Raw genomic sequence first — 24,598 nt, 5'->3', positions numbered from 1 at the left:
CCTAAGCCCTGGAACCAATGCTTTCAGATACTCTCAAACTATTTGGCATCTGATTATGCCAATGTGATTTAATATAATCCAGGCACTTTTCGTGATTGTCTGCTCCGTAAACATGTTCCCATCCTGATGGTATATCCAGAAAGTCGGGCCAGAGTGAATACTGGCCTTCCTCATTGATTAAGACTACATAAATTCCATCCGGGTTTTCGAAAGGATTGCTCATCATCTATCTCTCCTCTATGAATCTATTAAGATACGTCGATACATACTGTTTAGCTTTTCAGAAATAATTTCTCCGATTTCCGCCAACGGTTCCGGCTGACACATATCCTTATGACGGCAATGAATATCATACGCTTCAAGGGTCCCATGAACATAAGGTTCCCATGCGTTGACATGTATCGGCTCAAACCACTCTGGAATAATAGTTGACCGGAAAAAGAGAATATCACCAACAAATAGTTCCGGTTCTGATTGGCTCAAAATATGTACAGACTGTACATATGTTTTCTTCAAGTTCATAATCACAGCATCATCAAGGCTTGCTAATGCACTACCGTCTTTCTTAAGCAACTCAATTACATGCTCCAATTCCAATGGCTTCTCCCCAAAACTTTCAGGATCATATCCTCCCAAGGCAAGTAAAGCAATCTGTGCTTCTGATTCGTCAGGCATATTGTTTATCGGCAGAAAATGATTTGGATATGCATCCAGCATAGCGACAAGTGCAACCTCCTCCCCTTGTTGTTGAAGTTTTGTGGCCATTGCTTGAACAACATTTCCACCTAATGACCATCCAATCAAATGATAAGGACCCTCAGGCTGAACACGTTGTATCTGCTCAATATAATCTGCAGCCATTTCATCCAATGACTTCGGATAGTTGCCTGGCTCCGAAATTCCTCGTGCCTGTAAGCCGTATATCGGAAAATCCTTCTTTAATGCTTTGATCAGCCCCGCATAGCACCAACTAAGCCCTCCTGCAGGATGTACGCAGAATATCGGTGGAAGACTTCCGCTTCTACGCAGTGGCAGCAACACGTTAAGTGCATTATGATCATCACCAATTTCCAATCGTTCAGCAAGCCCTGCAACAGTCGGAGATTCAAAGAGATTACCAATACTAAGCTCTATGCCGAACGTTTCTTTAATTCGCGTCATCAACTGTACAGCAAGCAGAGAATGACCACCAAGATGGAAAAACTCATCATCGATCCCTACATATGGCACTTCAAGTACTTCCATAAATAGGTTACAAAGGACTTCTTCTTGTGGTGTTCTTGGCCCACGTCCGTTCATTTCTGCTGTATAGTCAGGTTGAGGCAATGCCTTGTAATCGAGTTTGCCATTAGGTGTTAATGGAAATTCGCCGATCACTGCAAACGCTGATGGAACCATATAATCAGGCAAATGTTTCGCAACCCAATGCCGTAAATCAACATGCTCTCCATTTTCGTTTCTCTTTAAGACAACATAAGCTATAAGCCGTTGATCACCCGGTTGATCTTCCCTGCTTATCACGGTTGCTTGCTCTACTTGAGGATGTTCAGAAAGCACATGTTCAATCTCTCCTAATTCAATTCTGAATCCTCTTATTTTAACCTGCTGGTCGGCTCTGCCTAAATAATCCAGGACCCCGTAGTCTTTCCAACAAGCTAAATCCCCGGTGCGATACATTCTTGCACCTCTTTCCCCATAGGGGTTAGCTACAAAGCGACCTGCAGTCAGATCGGCTCGGCCAAAATAACCTCTCGCTAATCCAGGACCGGATATATACAATTCCCCTACGACACCTAATGGAACCGGCTGGAGAAAATTATCCAATACAAATACATCAAGATCCGGTATACCTTGGCCAATGATACTAGCTGCTCGTGCTGAAAGTGTTCTCTTGCTAAGCTCCATGTACGTAACATGAACAGTTGTTTCTGTAATACCATACATATTGATTAGCTTCGGTGTATCATCAGCATGTCTTTCATACCAATCGTCCAATCGACTTAATTCGAGTGCTTCCCCTCCGAAAATGACATACCTTAATACTAGATTCTGCCCGATTACTTCCTGTTCCCGATCTGCCTGCATTAACTGATAAAATGCGGAAGGTGTCTGATTTAATACGGTAACTCCTTCTTGAACAAGTAACTGCAGAAAGTCAGCAGGTGAACGGCTAATCGTATGCGGTACAATGACAAGACGACCTCCATACAATAGAGCACCCCACATTTCCCAAACAGAAAAGTCGAATGCATAAGAGTGAAACAGTGTCCATACATCATCTGCTCTAAATTGGAACCATTGATCAGTTGCTGTAAGCAAACGATGAACATTTTGGTGAGGAATAACAACCCCTTTTGGAAGACCCGTTGAGCCGGAAGTATAAATAATGTAAGCTGGATGAAGCGGCATCAACGGCTGGACTCGTTCATGATCTGTCGGATTTGTAACCTTATTTTCATTTAACTTTTCTACAATTTCTTTTTTGTCCAAGACAATACTTGGAGTCACATCCGTTTCCGGAAGTTTGGCAGCATATGCTTCATTTGTAATGATAAACTTTGGCTCTACATCTTCTAGCATAAATGCGATACGTTCACTTGGATAATTCGGATCGAGCGGTACATAACCTGCTCCAGCCTTCAATATCCCTAATAAACCGATTATCATTTCAAATGACCTTGGTAGAGCAAGTGCGACAAACTGCTCCGGGCCAACACCTTCAGCTATTAATAAATGTGCAAGCTGATTCGCTTTCTGATTCAATGTTTGGTAACTCATTTTTTCGTTTTCAATTACGAGTGCAATGTTTTCTGGATGAAACATCGCTTGCTTTTCAAATAGTGATGGTAAGGACAGCTCTTGCATACCTTCCTTCACACTTCCAAGTGTAAGCAACTTTTGCTTTTCTTCCTGTTCCAATATTTCAAGACGCCCAATCGGTTGCCCCTGATCCTTCACAGCTGATTCCAATAACAGGATAAGCAGTCTTACCATCAATACGATCGTTTCTTCCGTAAAAAGATCCGTACTAAATTCCAGGAAACCATCTAAACCATCTGCATTTCCAATGTCATTAAAACGTTCACGAAACTCTAACGTAAAATCAAACTTAGCTGCCCCTACACTATAAATCGATAAATCACTCTCTAGATCAGGTAAATTCAGGTCTGGAGCAGTTGTATTTTGTAGTGCGAGCATAATTTGAAATAATGGATGCTTTGATCTCGAACGAACTGGATTTAGTACCTCTACTAATCTTTCAAACGGTAGATCTTGGTTTTCATAAGCATTGATATTGACCGTTCTCACTCTGTCGAGCAATTCCCGGAAACTTGGATTACCGGATGTGTCTGTACGCAATACCAATGTGTTTATAAATAAACCAACAAGGTCGGTTAGCGTATCATCATTTCTTCCTGCTACAGGGCTCCCTAAAGGTATATCCGTTCCTGCTCCCAGTCTTGTCAGCAATGCTGTCAGCCCTGCTTGTAATGTCATAAATAAACTGACCCCGTTTTGTGCAGCGATATCCAGCAACTGCTGATGCAGTTCCGGACGAATCGTAAATTGGTATGTCTCTCCCTGATAGCTAGACTCCAATGGGCGGGAATAGTCTGTCGGTAATTCTAGGTAGTCAGGCAAGTCTGCTAATGTTTCTTGCCAGTAAGCAAGCTGTTCATCAGCTAAAGTTTTGGTATCCTGTTTGTTATCTAGCAGTTTTTCTTGCCAAAGCGCATAGTCTGTATACTGCACGGGTAATGCTGTCCATTTTGGAGCTTCTTCTTGACAACGACTGACATATGCCCGCTTTAGATCCTCTGTTAATGGTGTGAGCGACCATCCGTCACCCACAATGTGATGTAGTAATAGGAGAAGCACATACTTATCCGCTTCTACTTCAAAAAGTTCAACCCGAAATGCTGGCTCCTCTGCCAAGTTAAAGCAATACCTTACAGCTTTGTTCAATTGATCATTTAATTTCACTTCTTCAATTTGATGCACATGCAGTACAGGTTTGGCCGCCTCGGTATCCAATATCAGTTGCTGGGAGGCCCCTGCTTCTTCCGGAAAAATTGTTCTTAAGGATTGATGTCGCTCAACCACATCCACCAGCGCATCCCGTAATGCATCGTAATTTAATGTTCCTTTTAAATGAACGACAACTGGGATATTATAAGTTGGACTAGGACCTTCCAGCTGGTATAGGAACCATAAACGTCGTTGCGCGAATGATAATGGAATCATTTCTTGAGCTTCTGCCTTCTCAATAGGTGGTCTTACTTGCTTACCCTTGTCCAGCTGCTTAACAAGAGTTGCAACAGTCGGAGTCTCAAAAATTTTTCCAATGCCGATCTCAACCTCAAACACTTCACGAATTCGATTAACTAACTGGGCAGCGAGCAGCGAATGTCCACCAAGATCAAAGAAACTATCATCAATGCCTATTTGCGAAACACCTAGAACTTGTTTATAAAGATCACATAATATTTCTTCTTGTGGGGTTCTTGGTTCTCGGCTTTGATCGCCTTTCATGATATCCGGTTCCGGTAACGCTTTTCGATCAATTTTCTTATTAGGCGTTAATGGCAAGGCATCTAATATAACAAATGCGGAAGGAACCATATGGGCAGGCAGCTTATTTCGTGCAGATTGGCGAAGTTCAGTTAGATCAATTTCTTCCCCTGTTTCTGGTACAAGATAAGCAATTAAGCGTTTATCCCCTAACTGATCCTCCCGAACGACAGCTACTACCTGATTAACAGTGCAGTCTTTTGCAAGAAAAGTCTCAATTTCCCCGAGCTCTATTCTAAAACCTCTGATTTTAATCTGATGATCTGATCTACCTATATATTCAAGCCTGCCATCTGCTCCCCAACGGACAACATCGCCAGTCCGATACATTCGATCTCCTGGTGACCCATATGGGTTGGCAATGAAGCTTATCGAAGTTAAATCAGGTCTGTTAAAATATCCTCGTGCCAGTCCTTTTCCAGCTATATATAAATCTCCGCTCATTCCAGGGGGCACAGGCTGCAAGCTGGAATCCAGCACAAATACCTGTGTATTTCCAATCGGGCACCCAATGGAAGGAATACCTGTTTGCTTCGGATTAAGGGTCATCGCTGTAGACCATATCGTTGTTTCTGTCGGTCCATAAAGGTTTGTTACTTCACAATCAAGTTCATTAAGTGCTTCTGCTAGATTAGCTGTAAGCGCCTCTCCACCGACAAGCACCCGTAGTCCCCGTAATTTTTGCGGGAATGACGAGACGAGGGCATGCCAATGAGTTGGTGTTGCCTGCATGACAGAAATACTGCTTTCTTCAATAAGATGCGCTAATAAAACGGGATCTTTAACTATGTCCTTTTCTGCAATAACACAACTTGATCCGCTAATAAGCGGGAGAAACATTTCCAGTGCCGATATATCAAAAGCGATTGTTGTAACAGCTAAAAGTCGATCCTCCTCCCCTAATTTAAATCTGTTTTGCATCGAATGAAGGAAATTCATTAAGGCTTCCGCGGTCACAACAACCCCTTTCGGCCGACCAGTCGAACCAGATGTATAGATCATATATGCTGGCCGTTGAGGTGCTATTGGTACGCAAGGAAAATCGATATTAGCATAGGCAGCTAACCTTTCCTGAACAACTAAATCATCTAACACGAGATTCGGAACTTCACTTTCTGGCAAACCATACTGTATTGACTGATGTGTCAGTATACACATAGGCTTGGCATCATCCAGCATATAAGCAATACGATCAGATGGGTAATCCGGATCAATCGGTAAATAGGCTGCTCCCGTTTTTAGAACAGCTAAGATGGCAATAACCATATCTTCTGATCGCGGCAGTGCTAATACAGCAAATTTCTCAGGTCCCAGCCCATGTTCTTTTAGTAAGTGGGCAAGACAATTAACTTTCTCATTCAATGCAGAATACGTAAGCGTCTTTTCATTAAATATCAACGCTTGAGACTTCGGTGTAGATATCGCCTGTCTTACGAACATTTCCTGTACAGTTACTTGCTCTTGCTCTAACGAAGTACGATTCCATCTGTATAAGACATTATCTTTTTCCTCTGGTAAAAGGACATTCATTTTCGAAACGTTCACATCTGCTTCTGTCATTGCAATATTTTCTATTACATGTAAAAGACGCCCGAGATGAAGTTCTATTTCCTGTTCACTATAAATATCTGCATTCGCGTTAAGATCGACTCTTAGCCCTTTGCCATCACGCTGATCATAAATATTTAGAGAAAGATCATCGACTGGTCCTGTATGAAGCTTATGCGTTTTCCCTATACTTCCAGCAAAATTTAATTCATAATCAAACGGCATCATATTAATTTGCGGACCGAATAATCGCTGATTTCCACCCACCAATTTCAGGTCTCGCCGTAATGTTTCATGTCGGTAATTCTGATGCAAACGAACTTCATGCATTTCTCGCTGCACGTGCTGCATTAATTCTGAAAAAGTCATACCTGGACGCACCGCAAGACGTAATGGCAGCAAATTCATTACCATTGCAGGTACCTTTACCGATGATGTGCCCATACGGCACATCATCGGTAAACAGAGAACAACATCTTCAGCACTCGTTAAACGCTGCATATAAACAGCTACAGCCGCAACAATTACTTCATACAAACTTCCTCTATTGGCCATTTGTTTCAATTGATCCACTGTATCAGTTGGTACATAGCCTGTCTGATAGATGATCTGGTTTGATAATCGCGACGAAGTATCTGCGAAACTTACTACGTCGGGTTGATCGCTAAAACGGTTCATCCAGAAAGTGCGATCATGCATGTATTTCTCTGAAGTTAGATATGCCTCATTTTCCTCTAACACATCTTGATATGACCCCAGCTTGTCTACAGCAGGATGGCGATATACAAGTGATGTATAAATATCTGCCACTCGCTGTGCGATGAGCGCAAACCCATATGCATCCGCAGCAATATGGTGAATACGCTGATACCAGAAATACTGATCCGAACTCACCTTAAATAAGGCTTGCTTAAACAGCAAATCTTGCGTCAGATCAATTGCTTCAGCAAGGTCGACCTTCATCCAACTTTCAGCAGCTTGTCGCGGATTTTTCTCCCCACTTACATCTATAAAATGAAAGGAAAAATCTCTCTGTTCACGAACTTCCTGCCATGGACCGTCTTCACTCTCTCCAAACCTGGTATGTAGCGAATCTGCCTCTTCGATTGCCTGCCGTAGTGCTTTTTCAAAGTGTTCAAGCTGTAGACTACCGTTAATCTCAACATATTCAGCCGTATTATAAATAGGATTCTCTGGTTCCAGTTGTTGTGCATACCAAATACCGGCCTGAGCACCAGTCAATGAATGGTGCGCCACTATCGATCTAGGCATATCTTTGAACCTCCTTTTTCATTTATACCTTGTCACTTACCCTATCGATTAAATTCCACCATGCTGATAAGTTACCTTTTTCTGCCAACCTGATAAAATTAACTTCTAATCCGTTTTGTCTCCACGATTCAACCAAACTCATCAGCCGAATGGAATCAAGCCCTAAATCGAACAGATCATCAGTATCTGAAAGTTCTTCAGCCTCCAAATCCAGAAGTTCGGCAACTTGTTGGCGCATTGCTTCAAAAGTAAATGATCCTGTCATGTCTGTTTCTTCCTTTGTATTGCTCCCCTCAATCACTTGCAATTCTCGCAGTATGTCAGCAGTAGAAGTTGTAGCTGCACATCGTTTTGTTGCATATTCGATCGCCATTTTATGCTCATCCAATGAAAAGTCTGCAACTGCATCAGCAACAAAGAAAGGCTGTATATCATACATAAATGCTTCAGCAGCAGTTAGAAGACACCCGATATGTGCATAAACACCACAAATAATTAACTGGTCACGCCCTTGTTTCTGTATAATATCCAGAAAGTCTGATCTTTTAAATGCACTATACCGCCATTTCGTAAGCATTAAATCATTTTCCTCGGGTGTGAGTGCATCAATGATGCTAGTCTGCGCTGGATCATCCGAAAGCCCTTCACCCCAGAAATCTGTTAGCAGTGCCCTATCCTCAGGATTCTGATCACCTGGCTGTGCTGTATAAACTACTGGAATAGATTGTTTTTTACATTGTGCTTTCAGTAATTCAATATGGTCTACCAGCTCCGTCACCGGTGATTGACCTCTGTCATAAAAATTTAAAAAGTAATCTTGCATATCATGAATAAGCAGAACAGCCCTGTCCGGGTCCACCTGCCATGAAACTTTATTTTCTGGAAAATCCGATACATTCGGCATTGAATAAGATGGAATCTTAGGAATACCCATTAAAACACTTCCTTTCATATTTTTGATTTTATACATTTGCTAATTTTTCTGTAATCATCTTACGTAAAGCTTTTTTACTGACTTTCCCGAAAGGTGTTTGCGGAAAGGAATTAACGATCTCGATTCGATCAGGAATTTTATAAGTTGCAATCCCTCTCTTTTGCAGAAACGCCTTTATTTCAGCGGCAGACGGTGTTTGCTCAAATGGGATAATAAATGCACAAGACCGCTCACCGAGAAATTTATCAGGCATGGAGACAATCGCGACATCTAATACATGACGATGTGCAATCAGATGATCTTCCACTTCTTCTGCTGCTATTTTTTCACCACCACGGTTAATTTGATCTTTGACTCGGCCTTCCATAACGATATATCCTGCTTCATTTAAACTCACTAAATCCCCTGTACGGTAAAACCCATCTGAAGTAAATGCTTTTGCATTATGGTGATCTGCTTTATAATATCCCCGGATTGTATATGGGCCACGAGTTAACAATTCTCCGGCTTCTCCTTGTGCTACTTCACGATCTTCCTCGTCAACAATCCGGATTTCATCGTAAGGGGACATCGGACGCCCTTGGGTATGGATGACAATTTCATCGGGATCATCTAATCTGGTATAATTCACTAAACCTTCAGCCATCCCATAAACCTGCTGCAATTTGCAATCAAATGCTGGCTGAATTCTTTTAGCAGTTTCTGAACTGAAATGTGCACCACCGACTTGAATAACCTGAAGACTGGAGAAATCGCAAGAACGTGTTTTGACAGCTTCCAGCCAAATAATTGCTAGTGGCGGAACCAATGCTGTAATACTTACTTTCTCTTTTTCAATCAGTGGAAAGGCTTCATCTGGACTCGGACCAGATGAAAGAACAATCCTGGCACCAGCATAAAGTGCGCCAAGCACCCCCGGTGAACTTAACGGATAATTATGCGCAATCGGCAAAACGGCCAAATAGACGCTCTGCTCGTTTAGGTCGCATATTTCATTGCTCCTGCGCAAGCTATAAATATATTCATCATGTGTTCTCGGTATCAGTTTAGAAAGCCCTGTGCTTCCTCCTGAAAGCTGTAGAAAAGCAATGTCACTAGGTGATACTTCAGGCTGTATATATTGATCATCGATATATAAATCGGCTAATTTCATAAAATCCTCTGATTCACCAAGTGTAATAACATGCTGCAAGGAAGGTGTATTTTCACGTACTTCCCGAGCCATGTCGAAATAATTATAGCCATTGAAATGATCTGGCATAATATACGCCTTCGCTTCCGAAAATGCGCAGAAATATTGGATCTCACTATATCGATGCGTCGGAAGTGAAAACACTGGCAATACACCCAGCCTAAACAATGCAAAACAAACCTCAAAAAATGCAATTGTATTTGGTAATTGAACGACAACACGGTCTTCTTTTTTTAATCCTATTCGCTGAAATCCTGCAGCTAATTGATCTACTCTCTCATCCAATGTTTTATAGCTCACATGCTCTTCACCATACGTTAAAGCAATATTCTCACTATACATAGCGGCTCTATCACGCAATATTTGCCCAAATGTTTCACCCCGCCAGCAATCTGTATCACGGTAAAATGCGGCAATTTCATGGGGCCAAGGTTGACATCCATCTAACAAAATAGTTTCCTCCCTGCTCATTCGTTTATAGTTTCCTGCAAAACTTCTATCAGTCTTTTATACCCATTGCCTGGAGCATCGTTCGAAACTTGGCTGAAGTCTCGTTCAATTCTTCTTCTGCTTTTGAACCAGCTACCACTCCCGCACCTGCAAACAGCCGTATAGAACGTTCCTTTACTTCGGCACAGCGTATTGTTACAATCCATTCTCCATCCCCGTTTTCATCACACCAACCGACCATTCCGGTAAAGAGACCTCGGTCAAATGGCTCTATCTCATAGATAGCTTCACGAGCTAATGCTGTTGGATAACCACAAACAGCTGGTGTCGGATGCAGTGCAATAGCGAGTTCCAGCGAAGATGTTTCGAGCTGTTTTAAAGTTCCACGTATCTCTGTCGAGAGATGCCACATTGCTTCTGTCTTCACTAAGGACGGTGACTCTGGCACTTCCATTGTTTCACAGAAAGGAGCAAGTGCTTCCTTCACCATGTCAACTACGACAGCATGCTCATATAAGTCTTTTTCCGAATCTAGCAGCTCCTTGGCCCGCCTTTGATCTTCGACTGAATCATCACTGCGAGGACGGGAACCTGCAAGGGGATTTGCAAATACAGTATGTCCGCATTTGGATACAAGCAGTTCTGGGCTTGCGCCAACTAGCGTACGTTTTCCTTTAGATTCCTTTTGTTTTCTGGTCGGTTTTTCATCCGTTAAATCGACTGCAAATGTATACCCTTGCTTATTATGTAGCGCCAGATTTCTTAAAAGCTGGTTAACATCAACCTGCTCCACTGTGCTAAAATGCAAAGCCCTGGAAACAACAATCTTGTCGATATGTCCTGTTGCAATCTTCTTCAACCCCTGGTTAACACCATTCATATATTCCTCTGGTTCTGGTATAGGCTGCATTTCATATGGATACATGTCGAATAAAGATTCCTGCTGTTCTTCGTCTATATCTAAAGGCTCGGAAACATCCACTTTCTCAGGAATAATTATTTCCGAATCTTCCGAGTAATCAAAAGGTACTGCTCCCACAGCAACAGGATAAGGGTGTCCAGCCTGCTTCGCTTGATTGAGAGCAGCCTCTACACGTGATGGTAGGCTAAATAATTGATTTTCAGTTTCCATTGCCTTCTCAATAACTGAAAATATACCTTTTCCTACCATCGTTTGATTTGGCGATGCTAGGAAGAAATCTCCTGCTGCATACTCATCTAGCATCGATTTATGTTTTGCAACACTTGTTTTACTCACTTTCTAATTACCTCCTCCATGTTATATGCCTAAAGTAGCTCCTCCATCGATAACCATATCGTGCATGGTTATATGGGATGCATGATCGGAAACTAAAAATAGTACCGTTTCAGCAATATCCTTTGGTTTGCCTAGCTTACCCAGAGGAATTCCAACTCGGTATGCCTCAGATTGGCCTTCTATCGTTTTTTGGGCACCGTGTTCATCTTTCCAAAGTTTTTTCAGCATACTTGTTTCCGTGGAACCGGGAGAAATAACATTACAGCGAATGTTATACTGGGCGAGCTCTAGTCCCATACATTTTGTAAACATTGTTGCGGCCGCTTTAGAAGCTCCATATGCAGCCATTGCCATTCTTGGCATATGAGCCGCATTAGAGCTTACCGTAATGATGGCTCCACTTTTACGAGGGATCATGCGCCTAGAAACAGAACTTGATACATGAAACACGCCGGTAGCATTGACAGCAAAGCTTGCATTCCAATCTTCTTTATCGAGCACATCGATCTCTCCTAATCGCAGCATACCAGCCGCATTTACTAGGACCTCGATAGGTCCGACATCGGATTCAATAAAAGCAACAACTTCCTCAACAGCATCTAAATTGCTGATATCTATTGAAAAACCTGTAGCCTGATAGCCTTTATCCTGCAATTCTTTTACGCACTTTTTCAGTACTTGACTATTTGTATCGATAGCCGCAATTACTGCACCATTCTCAGCAAGCTTCTCGGAAATAATTTGTCCCATCCCTCCTGCCGCCCCAGTAACGACAGCAATTTTCCCATTGATTTCACTCACATTCATAGCACCATTCCTTTCGAATAATTGGTTCTGGGTGAAAAAAAATAATTGAGAATGATTTTCATTATCAATCGTTGACACCCATCATAGACGCTATTAACGTGAAAATCAACTATTTTTCTTAATTTTTTATCATTTGGTAATTTTGTACTACACCTGTATTTCTTAAGTATAAATACATAGTTTTTTCTTTGTTTATCACTTTTTAAAAACGTAAAATATTGTACTTTTACAATAAAACACAATTGAAAATGATTATCAATATCAACTAAAGATATATGATAGGCTTGAAAATTTTAAAAATCAAGTGTTTTTCCATCGTTTATGTTATTTGCTCTTCTGTTCCTATTGCTAAGGTAATGCTTTATTTTTTCGAGTACTATAAAGGTCATTTATTAATGGATAAGTAAAATTGATTATGTGTAATAAAACAAAACCAGCCTTAAGACATGAATGAATTTTTTTTTAGTAATTTAGGGCTTATTTTCAAAGACTACCTGAAATTTGCGAGACCCCATATTTTGTTGTTAACAATTTTCGTGAAGAATTTATTTCATAAAAAAAGGGTATATATACACTTTAAGAAAGATGCTGTTAATCACATTGCACTAGGCATAACAGCATGGAATATATTTTCATTCCCAGAAGCAGAGTTCTTGATTTCGGATTCCCTGAAATTATCATTGCTGGCACTGCTATTCAAGGTTTGCATTGCGAGAAACGCGTAATAGTTTATCCGATAGGAGAATTACTTCTGGAAAATAAAATTTCAACAGCGATTTCTTTGCAATCAGTTTAAAATTCGTTACTATTAATAGTAGAATCAATCTTGGGAGGGATAAAAATGGAACTAACTGTATATTTAGCGGGGCAAATTCATACAGATTGGCGTGATGAGGTACAACAAAAAGCAAAGGAACGAGATCTTCCATTAAAATTTGTTGCACCACAAACCAATCATGACCGTTCGGATGATATTGGAGAGGATATTTTAGGTGAACAGCCTGGCAAGTTGTATAAAGACGACGCCGCTTCCAGTGTAAATAACTTCCGTACACAAGTATTAATGCAGAAATCGGATGTTGTGATTGCGCTATTTGGAGAGCAGTATAAGCAATGGAACACTGCAATGGACGCAAGTGCTGCCATTGCAATGAATAAACCAACTATTATTATTCGTCCAGAATCTTTAATTCATCCGTTGAAAGAGCTTTCCAATAAAGCGAATGTTACAGTAGAAACAGTCGATCAGGCATTAGAGGTATTAGCATATATTTATGAATAAGAAGAACAAAAGCGCAAGTGCCTGATTAGCGATGTACCGACTGCGCTCCGAACGAAATAACCGAAAGCAAGGGGTCTCCCTTACTTTCGGTTATTTTTTTCACTCCAGTATTCCCATTGACCGCGTAACAGCTTCACAACATGCACGAACATTTCCTGTCGCGATACCAGATCATTCGTGAAAATTCCAATCGCTCCTTCTCGAGTCCGTACTGCTTGCTTTTCTGCATAGCGATCCATTAGATCGCCTAGCTCTGCACCATCACGCAATCCAGCTTCTAGTTCTTTTGGTAAAGCAACTCGAGCACCACTAGCCGTAAATATCTGGCCCTCTGGTGTAACAAGTGCGCCCCAATTACATAGATATAACCTGCTGTCGACGTACATGACACCGCCCTCTAGTCCGATGCCAATTGCTATGTCTTCAACTTCCGCACATTGCGTTGCTCGATTTACTGCTCCAAGCATTGTTTCTTCGTCTGAAAATGGCTGTTTCGATACGCCAGAACTTGCATTGAAAGCAGTTATCGAAGCATCTGGAAAAACTTCGGAAACTGCATTAATTTTCGTTGGGTTTTTTGAACCAATTATAATCTTCATTTTCATTCACCTCGTGCTTGTATAAACAATAAACTCGAAACTCCTTTACGCCTTTCTTATTACTTCAAGCATGTTTTGGTCTGTCGTTTTAACTAGCTTCACTAACAATTCTTTCGCTGCTGCATAATCGTCTACATGAATGATGGATGCAGACGTATGAATGTAACGTGAACAGATTCCAATAACTGCTGACGGCACACCATCACCAGACAGGTGTACACGCCCGGCATCTGTTCCACCTTGCGAAATAAAATATTGATATGGAATGTTGTTCGACTCTGCCGTATCCAAAACAAATTCACGCATACCGCGATGTGTAATCATCGTCCGGTCAAAAATACGAAGCAATGCGCCTTTGCCTAATTGACCAAACGCTTTTTTATCGCCTGATGCATCATTTGCTGGTGAAGCATCCAGTGCATAATAGATATCTGGTCCAATCATATTCGCTGCTACTTGTGCTCCGCGTAACCCAACTTCTTCTTGTACAGTTGCACCAGAATACAATTGGTTTGGCAATGTGTCATGTTGTAATTCCTTCATTAATTCGATAGCAAGCCCACAGCCGTAGCGGTTGTCCCAAGCTTTAGCAAGAATTTTTTTATTGTTTGCCATCGGCTCAAAAGGTGTGATTGGGACGATGGAATCTCCTGGACGTACGCCAATCTTCTCTACATCCTCCCGATCATCTGCACCGATATCAATGAGCATATTCTTAATTTCCATCGGCTTCTTACGTTGTGCCTCTGTTAAAAGATGTGGCGGGATTGAACCAATCACACCAATTACAGGACCGTTTTTCGTCATTACTTGGACACGCTGCGCAAGCATTACTTGATTCCACCAGCCACCAAGTGGTTGAAAGCGAAGCATACCATTGTCTGTTATTTGCGTCACCATAAAGCCAACTTCATCCATATGGCCTGCCACCATAACGCGCGGTCCTTCTCCATGCTTTACACCAAAAACGCCACCAAGGTTATCCTGAATGATCTCATCTGCATACTTTTCTAATTCTTTTTTCATAAAAGAACGGACAAGATGCTCATTCCCCGGCGCACCTTGCAGCTCTGTCAGATTTTTAAATAGCTCAAGTGTAACTTGTTTCATCTTATTTCCCTCCAAATAGGTAAAAACGATTTAGAACATCCAATTTTAGTATAACTGAAACCGTCGAAAACTTTCCACTTATCACGCACTATCGTTTTCATTTTATGCGATAATCCTGTATACTTGCACATAATAGAGGTGTTCAACACGCACTTCATATACAGTCTACTAATCTTTTTCAAGAGGTGAACGTATTGAGCAGAAGAAAAGTGATTCTTGCCGCTGCATTCGGTTTTGCAATCGGATACTTGGCAAGGGAACAAGTCAACCACTATCAAAAAGTAACTCCAGAGAAAGCTTTAAATCATGCAAAAGAAATGTTTAAACGCAAAGGGCCAATTAGTGGATCATGGATTTATATGAAACCAGAGGAAGTCGAACGTAATGGCCTTCTTTATAATGCCTATCGCGGCGGCATTACCCGTAATATCGATGGTGAAAATAAGCAATATGAATTTTATGTAGATGTAGAAACTGGTGGGATTATCGACACGAAACAAACTGTATAAGAAGACAACAAAAGCTACTTTAGAAGATAATTACTTTTAAGGTAGCTTTTATTGTCTTCAAGTTATCTTTACCGCTTAAAGCCATTGCATCAATTCCCCTCCCCGGACTAGTCACAGTCTAACTAGCAAACGTTCATATTAATTCCATACTAAGTTTTTGTAAAATTGCAGGCAATTACCTATACAAACAGGTAAACTTATCGTATAATAAATGTAATTGATATAATATTTAGTCAATTCGACATTAATTTCATTTTTTTGACAGGAGGACACAAAATGATTCAAATTAATCTTACCATCGACTATGACGGTAAGCTCTACAACACGAATGTAATCACAACAAACGATACAAGTGATGAAGAAATATTGCAAATAGCTATTTCACAAATTGAACAGCAATGGAAAGAATGATTTCATAAGTAGGCATCTGTTAACGATACCTGCTTTTTTTAATTTCCTCCATAGATCGTCTATTGTATAATTATTTCAAGATTCTCCCCCCCAACTCCAATATCCACTTAAATAAAACCTATTATAAATTCAAATAAAATATGGCAAAAATTAAATCTATTTGCTATGATAATTCTTATATATTTTAAATGTTGATATAGGAGGTTTGTCCAAAATTTATACTAAGTAGTCCTTTTAATGTGAATTTTTTCACATTAAATATCATATTCATGCTTTAATTAGACAACGACAATTTGTAAACGATTTACGGATGACCTTATCTTTCAGTGGCAAAATAGATTATTGATTACATGTTTCGGAGGTATTTGATGAAAACAAATGAGTTAACATGGGCATTACTTATCTTGGTTATTGTTTTACTAGCATTTATCCTTCCCTATACCGTGCTCGCGAATGTTACAAAATGGTATGGAAGCTTCTTGTTATGGATTGCTTTGGCACTTATTACAATTATCATGAATTATTTCTTGACAAAGAATTGGGGTAAAAAATAATGACAACTTCTCTTGTTTGGTGGGCTATTTCGATTTACGTCTTGCTGGCCCTCGTTATTGCATTTCTATCCAGAACGGGCAAACAGCATAATATGGAGAGCTATTTTCTCGGCGACCGAAAAATGGGTGGATTTGTCTCAGCACTTAGCTACAGCGCTACCACTTACAGTGCATTTATGCTCGTGGGGCTAGCTGGTCTAACCTATAGTGGTGGTGTAGGAGCACTCGGGTTTGAACTAATATACTTGATGGGTGTTTCATTAGTTGCCTTCTTTGGTCCTCGATTTTGGGTGGTGGGAAAAAAGTATGGGTATGTGACACCATCTGAAATGCTTGGTGATCGTTATGATAATAAATATGTTGCAATTGTTGTTGCGGTTACAAACTGTTTGTTTCTTATACCGTACAGTGCTGTTCAGCTTTCAGGTGTCGGTTACTTATTGCAAGGTGTTACGAATAATGCTATTCCTTATACGACAGGTGTCCTTATTGCTACACTACTTGCGATTGTTTTTACATACATTGCCGGTATTCGTTCTGTAGCATGGACAGACTCCCTTCAAGCATTGTTTATGATTGTTAGCTCTACAGTGGTTGTACTTATTCTTGTGAACGGATTAGGTGGGTTTACTACATTCTTTGAAACGATTGAAACGACGCAACCTGAATTATTAACGGTTCCAGGTAACGGATTTTTTAGTTTTCTTACATTTCTAGGATTAACGATTCCTTGGTTCTTCTTTAGTCTTTCCAATCCACAAGTCAGTCAACGTTTGTATATGCCAGCATCCTTAAAAAGCTTAAAAAATATGCTGATGGGCTTTCTTGTATTTGGTTTTATTTATACCTTTGTTGCTATTATCTGGGGCTACTCTGCTGCAATCATGTTTCCTAACTTAGAAAACGCCGATCTTGCAACACCATTGGTGCTTTCTTCAGAATTAGTACCTCCTGTCCTTGGGGTTATCGTCATGGTTGGGATCATGGCGGCGGCAATTTCAACAATCGATTCGATTTTATTAACGTTATCATCCCTTTTTGCTAAGGATGTTTATGGAAATATCAAAAAGAATACGAGTGACAGATTACAGCTTCGAGTTGGAAAAATTGTTATTCCAATCATCGCTCTCCTTGCCTATCTTTTTGCTGAAATGCAACTGAATTTAATTGCAGTGCTTTCTGTAGCTTCCTCGGCTGGATTAATTGTAGTTGTACCAGCAATCATTGGAACCTTCTTTTGGAAAAGAGGAAGTGCAGCAGGTGTTCTTTCCAGTGTTTTAGTTGCTGGGATTATTGTTATTCTTCTCGAGTTTTTCCAAGTGAAACCATTTGGACTTGCCTCGGGACTTTGGGGAATTGGAATTTCAACGATTCTTTTTATTGGAGTTAGTTTACTAACAAAAGCTCCCGAAGCAAAAGCAAATGAATTTCTTACCTATATCCGCCAAGCATTAAAAAAAGAAAGCTAGGAAGTTGGGTCCCTTCAATTTTGAAGGGGTCTTTTTTATTGTCATGAATAGTTAACTAACCATGTTTATTTTCCAATGAATGACTTCTCTTAGAATGGGATAACCTATAAAAAGTATGTTCACTATAGAGAGGATGCGGATTCTATGAAATATATCAAACCGTTAATCATTAAATTTATTTTAACAACTGTCATTGTAAGCATTGTGCTTGGACTCTTTTTCAATGTTTCTTTTGCAGGAGTAATAACAACAAGTGTGCTTCTTACTGGACTGGCTTTTCTTGGTGATGTGTTTGTTATACCATTGATTGAAAAAAGCATGGCATTAATCAGCGATTTTATCCTTGCATGGGTAGTTGTGCTCTTTATTGGAAATATGCTCTTTAACGCATCCGTTCCAATTGGTTCAGCAGCATTTATAACTGCCGCCGTCATCACCGTTGGGGAAGTATTTTTCCATCAATATATGAGGCGAGAAGTGTTACGAAATTTAAAAAATACGGAGAACAAAGTTGTTTACCTTCCAAAACGATATTTCCAAACAGAGTTTAGTTCGGAGTTAGATAAACCAAATGATCCAACAAATCAAGATGAAAAATAATATTTTGTATTTGTAGGAGTATTTTTTTTAAAATGGTACACAATATGGATTGTAAAAGCCACTTTATGATGTAGTGAATTGTTTTTACAAACAAATCCTAGGAGGAATAACATGAATAACAGACAGAACAACCGCAATAGAAACAACAATAACAACAATCATAACAATAATAACCAGGAAGTTAATAACGTTGAGTTCGCGAACGAATTTCTAGATGATTTAGATAACAACAATAACAACAACGATAACAATAATAAACGTAACAGAAACAATAACAACAACAATCGTTAATACGGAAAACCTGTCTCGCGGATCAGTGAGACAGGTTTTTTAAATGATAACATCATATCCTGATTTGAATCGGTAAATAAAGAAACCCGAGTAGTTTATACTCAGGCTCATTAACGAAAAGATGATAACAATTGATTATGTGCTGCTTTCGCAGATTCTGCAGCTATTTTCAGGTTCGATTTGATTTTAGGGTTTGCTGAAGTTTGTGCAAGCACTTCTAACTGATTGGCAATTTTCTGATGTTCACCTATCAAATAATGTAAGTTCTCTAATTCCGTATGTGTTAAATACTGGTTCATAACTCATTTCCCTCTCTTTGTGTATATTAAATTATTCTTTCCTTAAGAATGGTGAATCATACCGGTGAATCACGAAAAAAACTCCAATTATAGTGTATGAAAGTGCAAGGTTGTCTCATTACGAATTTTTTCTAGGTTGTGTTGAAAGGTGTATGATGTAGATGCAATGTTTTTTCTTTTAGAGAAGTTAAAGGAGATAACTAGGTAATAGGAAAAAAATCAATCCACTTATAGGGTGAATTGATTCCTAAGGTAATAAATTATTTAACTATTTCTTGAAGCAATTTCTGCATAGGCTGCTTTTGTTACAGTTATCAAATCAAATGGTGCTAATTCGATTTGCATCCCTCTTTTTCCAGCTGAGACAACGATTCTTCCCATCGTTTTAGCTTCAGCAGCAAGATACGTTGAAAAACTTTTTTTCATTCCAATCGGTGAGCAGCCACCACGTATATAGCCTGTTGTTTTTTCTAAATCCTTCATCGGTAGCATTTCCATCTTTTTGTTGTCACTTACTTTTGCTAATGCTTTTAAATCGAGTTCATTTTCAGCTGGGATACAGGCTATCGTCACACCAGTCTTATCACCGACTGTCACTAAGGTTTTATATATTTTATCAAGTTGCATACCTACTTTTTCCGCAGCAGTCCGAGCATCTAACTGCTCCTCGTTCCACGGATATTCATAAATGGTATAGTCAATTTTTTCTTTATCCAACAAGCGGATGGCATTCGTTTTTTGTATCTTTTTTTTCTTCATTGGGTAGTGACCTTCTTTAACGATTTTGTATACAATCATCTTATCATAAATCTGATAGTTCCCTATAGGAAACTGCCCATTCACGTACAGGTTCTATCTTTTAAGCTTTGGTTGAAGATTGATACTTCCCCACATACTCCTCTTGGTCGAGTACTTCTATAACAGTTGACCAATGCAATACAGTTCCAACGAAATCTCTTATATCCAATCCTTTCATTTCATAAGTAGCTTCGTCATTAACCGTCCCAGTTGCATCTTCAATAAACGTTACCCGATAGCCTCTGTCATAAGCAGCGATTGCAGTAAATTGACAGCAAAATTCTGTTTCGAATCCTGTTATAAAGAGATGATTTACTCCGAGTTGATCTAACTTTTCACTCAGATTTGTCTGAAAAAAGGAACTTGGGGTCTTCTTTTCAATTACAATATCTGCATATTTTTTTAAAGCATGATGCAATTCTGAGCTTGGGGATTCCCTATAAAATGGACTTTTTTCATCACCTTCTAAATGTCTTATAAAAATTATGGGCTCCTCATTTTCTTTAAAATCACGAATAATAGATTCTATATTGTTCAGTTCTTGCTGGAAATCTTTACATTCTACAATAGCATGTTGCACGTCGATTACGAGCAGAGCTCTCATTATTACACCACCTAATTTATATTCTAAATAGTTAACCTAATTGCTTACCGTACTTTGAACAAACTGAACAAACGACTCTTCCTCTTCTACAAATGGATTATGATTGCTTCTCTCAAAATTTGTCATACTTGCATTTGGCATTAAATCTGCTGCTTCTTTTGAAAAAACATGCGGACATTGCGCATCATAAAGCCCGCAATAAATAGATGCAGGAATTTGAATACTAGGTAACAAGGGTCTGACGTCGTAGGTTTTCAATTCTTGGTATGAAAAATAGTTGAGACGTGGACTGACCACTTTTCCACTGTTTGGACGATTTATAATTTCTTCGTACTGTTCGCAGTCGAAGATAGACATTAAAAACCACTCTTTATTTAATGCTCTTCTTTCTTCAATCGGGGTTGTTGGTGAATCAAGCAAGCGTAAAATTTCAATTATACGAGCGTTATTCGGATTCTCTTTACAATAGATACTTCCTGGGTGATCCATATATGCAGCTGATGCGCATAGCCCTCCGCCAATTATTTTTGTTAGGCTCTCCTGTGCTGTTGCTCCATACATTAATGCAAGCATTCCTCCTGTTGAATGCCCTGCAAATCCCCATTTCGCAATGTTTAATGCTTCCCGAATTGCCTCTAAATCCTTAACCGTTTCAGACATACGATACTCTGATTCATGCACTGCTTTCACCGAGTTACCGCATCCTTTCAAATTCACTAAATAAACCGTATAGTGATCCGTAAATGGTTGGGCAAATGTATTTCCATTTGTATTATATTCGCTATACAGGTGAGTTACACATAGTGGCTCTCCGTTTCCCTTTTGAAAATATTCAAATCTTCCTCGGCTTGTCTCAATAAAGCTCTGTTTCCACACCATACCTACCTCGTTTCTCGTCTGTGTTTTCAAACAATTACTTTCTGTTTTATTAATTAAAAGGCGCACCTTCTCTAAATTTACTTCACCAATCTTGCCGGATTATTGTAAAGATAATCAGAATGCACCCACCCGTGAAAAATTCAATCATCCAGACTGGCGACCATTATTGTACTGACAAACCAAATTATTACTGCTGGAATATAATATATGATAGCAATACCTATACCACCAATTAGAGGGTAAAGATTATTAAAATATATAATGTTATAGGAGAAGAAAAGAAGAAAAAAGATAAGAGCTTTTAAAAAAGAGCTACCATAGAAGACAAATCCAATTCCAGGAATAATTATGTTTGCAATAGTGCTGACACGTCGCTTGAATGATTTTTGTTCGTTTTTCAAAACAATAATTTCTTTGTGCAGTTCCCTTTTTAACATTTTTACTTCTTCATTTTCCATTTTCAAACTCCCTCGTTTAAAACTTTTTAATTTTCTAATACCGCAGAACAAACCTGTACCTTCGTCAAAGAAAAAGATGCTAGTAGTCAATCCCAATATTTGCTTATTCGTTATTGCTAGGTCTTTAACAGCATGGCTCGATTGTTGAACACAATCCAATTGGACTCTTTAGCTACTTTGCCGCTTAAGCAATATCTCCTTCTTAAATAATACCATAATATTCAATTAATACACCCTAAAAAAAGGACGACCAAATTAATGATCGCCTTACTTAACACTTTCACCAATGACTTCAAGAAGAGTCCTATCATCATGCAGTACGAACGATTTATTTGTCCTCGCCATCAACAAATCGCTGCATTCCTTTACCAACAGATATAACATCCTCCTGATTAAAAATAATATAAGCTGTTTTTCCAATATATTTCTCACATTCAAATTCACCAAGAACTGTCACGTACCCCTTTTCAAAAAAGTATATGAGTTGCCTACCATGTTCCTCAACAGCACTTAAATCGTTATGTAAATATGCTTTAATCGGCTTATCGTATAATCTCATGTAAAATCATATCCTTTCCAATTACCTCCCAAATAAACTGCCCTTTTTTACCATGGTAAAAACATCCGATCAACGTAAATTGAATAGTCGCTCGAGTTTCTTGATAAGGATTCCTGTTATTTTAATAACTTAATACGAATCCTTAAAAAACCAAAAAAAAAGGTTATTAACCCAAAATGTCTAATCAACTTTTAAATTATGCTCTTTTAATATTCAAATTCTTATCTGTGGGATTAATCAGTCATTAAGCATTTTTTGCTTGTTTTGATAAGACCTTGTTTGTACCACTTTGCCATTTTAAGAACAGATAAATCCCAATAATGATTAAAGAGCCACCAAATATCTCTACAAATGTTAACATTTCATTCAAGAAAACAATAGCTAATAATGAAGCACCGATAGGTTCACCTAAAGTACTCATAGATACAGTGGTTGTATTTACATAATTCAACAATAAGTTATATATGATATGTGCCCCAGTTGGAAAAATGGCAAGTAATATAAATACCATCCAATCATTAGCTGAATAACCGTTAAGAGGAATTTCACCAATGATATTAAAAATAATCATGGTTGTACCCGCAAAAAAGAAAACTAGAAAGCTGTAAACCCAATGATTAAGTGATTTCACGTTTCTTTGACCAATTAACAGATAAAATACTACAGAAAAAACAGATAGTAGTGATAATATATTTCCAAATAATACATCTCTGCCTAATCCAAGGTTACCTCCTCCAACAATAGCAACTCCAAAAAAAGCAATGCCCAAAGTTAAAAGTGTACGTAAATGTATTTTTTCTTTAAAGAAAATAAGCCCTCCAATTAGTGCTATCGCTGGCTGTAAGGCTAAAATCAAAGTAGAACTTGCAACAGATGTATGATTAAGTGATTCAAACCACAATCCAAAATGACCAGCTAAAAACATACCCGCGAAGATAATAGCAAGCCATTCTTTTCTTGTAATCTGTTTTAGTGTTTTTCTATACTTTAGAACAAACGGCAATAATAACAGACATCCTAAAAACATCCGATACATAACCATAATGGTAGAAGGTGCATTAGATAATTTAACGAAAATAGCTGATAAAGAAATACAAACAATTGTAATAACAAGTAAAACATTTATGTTTTTCGGCTTCATATAAATCCCCCTCCAGACTTGAATAAACTCATCATAACTGATATATTACATATTAAATATCAAAAAGTAAATACTTTTTTGCAGGTGATAAAATGAATTTAAAAGGGAATAAAATTAATCGTGTATCGATGCGTAATAATGCTTATGAAATCATTAAAGATGCCATTATATCTGGTGAATTAAAACCTGAGATGAAGATTAAGGATAAGGAATTATCAGAGCAATTAGGTATAAGCCGGACACCAATAAGAGAGGCTATGTTAAGGTTAGAGGATGAGGGTTTTATTGTTAGCAAACCGAATAGTTTCACCATGGTTGCACCTATTAACATTACGGAGGTTAAAGAAACTTATAGCATAGTTATTGCTCTGGAATCACTTGCACTACAAGAAGCATTCATTCACACCACTCCTTCACAATTGAAGCAGCTTGCAGAAATAAATAACCTTTATAAGAGTGCTATTGAAGAAAGCAACGCCAAAAAATGTCTCCAATACGATATTGAGTTTCATGGGCATATTGTTAGAATGTCTAAGAATAAAGAGCTTGAAAAGCTATTAACTAAATTAAAAGAGAAAATAATAAGAATAGAATCATTCTACTTTCATAATGCCATCCCAAAACAAAAGTCTATTAATGAGCATGACATGATTATTGATGGGTTGGAAAATAAGAAATATAAAGAAGAAGCGGTAGACACGCTTAAAAATAATTGGTTGAATAGCCTTAAAAACATATTATCTGGAGATAAGTAGTTTAAGAGGAGAAACAAACTATGAATAAGTCGGAACACACCTCGCTTTAAAGGATATTGAGATAAACCTTTTATTATTATTTGTTAAGAATACTACATAAGATCCTTGACATCTAATAAAGAGGCTGGGACAAAACCCCAGTAATTAAAAAGAGTGGTACTCGCCAATAAGTTGGTGAGTACCGCTCTTTTTATGCATACAAAAAGGACACCTTTTGATAAAATTAAAGTTACCAGACAATAATTTT

23 protein-coding genes are annotated in these 24,598 nt (G+C 38.8%); 8 read left to right on the top strand and 15 right to left on the bottom strand.

Features of this window, described 5'->3' with window-relative positions:
- Window position 1 precedes the first annotated feature (1 nt).
- Genes D1B32_RS07480 through D1B32_RS07455 form a run of 6 tightly spaced genes read right to left on the bottom strand, consistent with a single transcriptional unit; the run spans window position 2 to window position 12,033 of the window.
- A complete protein-coding gene (locus D1B32_RS07480) occupies window positions 2-223 on the bottom strand; it encodes an MbtH family protein (protein ID WP_095307392.1) in 222 nt (73 codons plus the stop codon).
- A gap of 14 nt (window positions 224-237) precedes the next feature.
- Complete coding sequence (locus D1B32_RS07475; RefSeq protein ID WP_118889029.1) at window positions 238-7,392, bottom strand: non-ribosomal peptide synthetase; 7,155 nt, start codon at window positions 7,390-7,392, stop codon at window positions 238-240.
- Between the two features lie 22 nt (window positions 7,393-7,414).
- A complete protein-coding gene (locus D1B32_RS07470) occupies window positions 7,415-8,326 on the bottom strand; it encodes an isochorismatase (RefSeq protein WP_095307394.1) in 912 nt (303 codons plus the stop codon).
- 28 nt (window positions 8,327-8,354) lie between these two features.
- On the bottom strand, window positions 8,355-9,968 hold the full coding sequence (locus D1B32_RS07465) for a (2,3-dihydroxybenzoyl)adenylate synthase (protein WP_205126978.1): 1,614 nt from the start codon (window positions 9,966-9,968) through the stop codon (window positions 8,355-8,357).
- 49 nt (window positions 9,969-10,017) lie between these two features.
- Entirely contained in the window at window positions 10,018-11,193 is a 1,176-nt protein-coding gene (gene dhbC, locus D1B32_RS07460) for an isochorismate synthase DhbC (protein ID WP_118889145.1), read from the bottom strand.
- A 54-nt stretch (window positions 11,194-11,247) separates the two neighbouring features.
- Window positions 11,248-12,033, bottom strand: a complete 786-nt coding sequence (locus tag D1B32_RS07455) for a 2,3-dihydro-2,3-dihydroxybenzoate dehydrogenase (RefSeq protein ID WP_118889027.1) — start codon at window positions 12,031-12,033, stop codon at window positions 11,248-11,250.
- A gap of 841 nt (window positions 12,034-12,874) precedes the next feature.
- Between D1B32_RS07455 and D1B32_RS07450 the strand changes: the two genes are divergently transcribed.
- Window positions 12,875-13,315 (top strand): YtoQ family protein, encoded by a 441-nt coding sequence (locus tag D1B32_RS07450; RefSeq protein WP_095307397.1) that lies wholly within the window; start codon window positions 12,875-12,877, stop codon window positions 13,313-13,315.
- Between the two features lie 80 nt (window positions 13,316-13,395).
- On the opposite strand, the gene D1B32_RS07445 is transcribed toward D1B32_RS07450, so the two are convergent.
- Window positions 13,396-13,914 carry a DUF84 family protein gene (locus tag D1B32_RS07445; RefSeq protein WP_118889026.1) on the bottom strand — a complete coding sequence of 173 codons (519 nt, stop codon included), beginning with the start codon at window positions 13,912-13,914 and terminating at the stop codon, window positions 13,396-13,398.
- 45 nt (window positions 13,915-13,959) lie between these two features.
- Window positions 13,960-15,024, bottom strand: a complete 1,065-nt coding sequence (locus D1B32_RS07440; protein ID WP_118889025.1) for a M42 family metallopeptidase — start codon at window positions 15,022-15,024, stop codon at window positions 13,960-13,962.
- Between the two features lie 194 nt (window positions 15,025-15,218).
- Here D1B32_RS07440 and D1B32_RS07435 point away from each other — a divergent pair, with 194 nt between their 5' ends.
- The 6 genes from D1B32_RS07435 (at window position 15,219) to D1B32_RS07410 (ending at window position 18,858) form a co-directional block, all read left to right on the top strand.
- Window positions 15,219-15,533, top strand: coding sequence for a PepSY domain-containing protein (locus tag D1B32_RS07435; protein ID WP_095307401.1), 315 nt, complete (start codon window positions 15,219-15,221; stop codon window positions 15,531-15,533).
- A gap of 276 nt (window positions 15,534-15,809) precedes the next feature.
- Window positions 15,810-15,944 (top strand): BA3454 family stress response protein, encoded by a 135-nt coding sequence (locus D1B32_RS07430; RefSeq protein WP_095307402.1) that lies wholly within the window; start codon window positions 15,810-15,812, stop codon window positions 15,942-15,944.
- 368 nt (window positions 15,945-16,312) lie between these two features.
- Window positions 16,313-16,498 carry a hypothetical protein gene (locus D1B32_RS07425; protein WP_095307403.1) on the top strand — a complete coding sequence of 62 codons (186 nt, stop codon included), beginning with the start codon at window positions 16,313-16,315 and terminating at the stop codon, window positions 16,496-16,498.
- A complete protein-coding gene (locus tag D1B32_RS07420; RefSeq protein WP_118889024.1) occupies window positions 16,498-17,967 on the top strand; it encodes a sodium:solute symporter family protein in 1,470 nt (489 codons plus the stop codon). Before D1B32_RS07425 ends, D1B32_RS07420 begins: the two co-directional genes overlap by 1 nt.
- Before the next feature lie 144 nt (window positions 17,968-18,111).
- Window positions 18,112-18,567, top strand: coding sequence for a YndM family protein (locus D1B32_RS07415; protein WP_095307406.1), 456 nt, complete (start codon window positions 18,112-18,114; stop codon window positions 18,565-18,567).
- Between the two features lie 111 nt (window positions 18,568-18,678).
- Window positions 18,679-18,858: a hypothetical protein gene (locus tag D1B32_RS07410; protein WP_118889023.1), complete on the top strand. Its 180-nt coding sequence runs from the start codon at window positions 18,679-18,681 to the stop codon at window positions 18,856-18,858.
- Window positions 18,859-18,968: 110 nt separating this feature from the next.
- On the opposite strand, the gene D1B32_RS07405 is transcribed toward D1B32_RS07410, so the two are convergent.
- The 7 genes from D1B32_RS07405 to D1B32_RS07375 form a co-directional block, all read right to left on the bottom strand.
- A complete protein-coding gene (locus D1B32_RS07405) occupies window positions 18,969-19,157 on the bottom strand; it encodes a hypothetical protein (RefSeq protein ID WP_095307408.1) in 189 nt (62 codons plus the stop codon).
- A 264-nt stretch (window positions 19,158-19,421) separates the two neighbouring features.
- Window positions 19,422-19,916, bottom strand: coding sequence for a Cys-tRNA(Pro) deacylase (gene ybaK, locus D1B32_RS07400; RefSeq protein ID WP_118889022.1), 495 nt, complete (start codon window positions 19,914-19,916; stop codon window positions 19,422-19,424).
- 100 nt (window positions 19,917-20,016) lie between these two features.
- Window positions 20,017-20,559, bottom strand: a complete 543-nt coding sequence (locus D1B32_RS07395; RefSeq protein WP_118889021.1) for a cysteine hydrolase family protein — start codon at window positions 20,557-20,559, stop codon at window positions 20,017-20,019.
- A 36-nt stretch (window positions 20,560-20,595) separates the two neighbouring features.
- A complete protein-coding gene (locus D1B32_RS07390; RefSeq protein WP_118889020.1) occupies window positions 20,596-21,435 on the bottom strand; it encodes an alpha/beta fold hydrolase in 840 nt (279 codons plus the stop codon).
- 143 nt (window positions 21,436-21,578) lie between these two features.
- A complete protein-coding gene (locus tag D1B32_RS07385) occupies window positions 21,579-21,896 on the bottom strand; it encodes a hypothetical protein (protein ID WP_118889019.1) in 318 nt (105 codons plus the stop codon).
- Window positions 21,897-22,224: 328 nt separating this feature from the next.
- Window positions 22,225-22,455 (bottom strand): hypothetical protein, encoded by a 231-nt coding sequence (locus D1B32_RS07380; RefSeq protein WP_118889018.1) that lies wholly within the window; start codon window positions 22,453-22,455, stop codon window positions 22,225-22,227.
- A 244-nt stretch (window positions 22,456-22,699) separates the two neighbouring features.
- Window positions 22,700-23,596 carry a DMT family transporter gene (locus D1B32_RS07375; RefSeq protein WP_095307412.1) on the bottom strand — a complete coding sequence of 299 codons (897 nt, stop codon included), beginning with the start codon at window positions 23,594-23,596 and terminating at the stop codon, window positions 22,700-22,702.
- A gap of 92 nt (window positions 23,597-23,688) precedes the next feature.
- On the opposite strand from D1B32_RS07375, the gene D1B32_RS07370 reads away from it, so the two are divergent.
- Window positions 23,689-24,351 (top strand): GntR family transcriptional regulator, encoded by a 663-nt coding sequence (locus tag D1B32_RS07370; RefSeq protein ID WP_118889017.1) that lies wholly within the window; start codon window positions 23,689-23,691, stop codon window positions 24,349-24,351.
- Window positions 24,352-24,598: the final 247 nt, after the last annotated feature.

The sequence above is a fragment of the Oceanobacillus profundus genome, from assembly GCF_003515705.1.
GTDB classification, from domain to species: domain Bacteria; phylum Bacillota; class Bacilli; order Bacillales; family Amphibacillaceae; genus Oceanobacillus; species Oceanobacillus profundus.
Note: the sequence above shows the minus strand (reverse complement) of the source record. Positions and strands in the feature narration are given on the sequence as shown.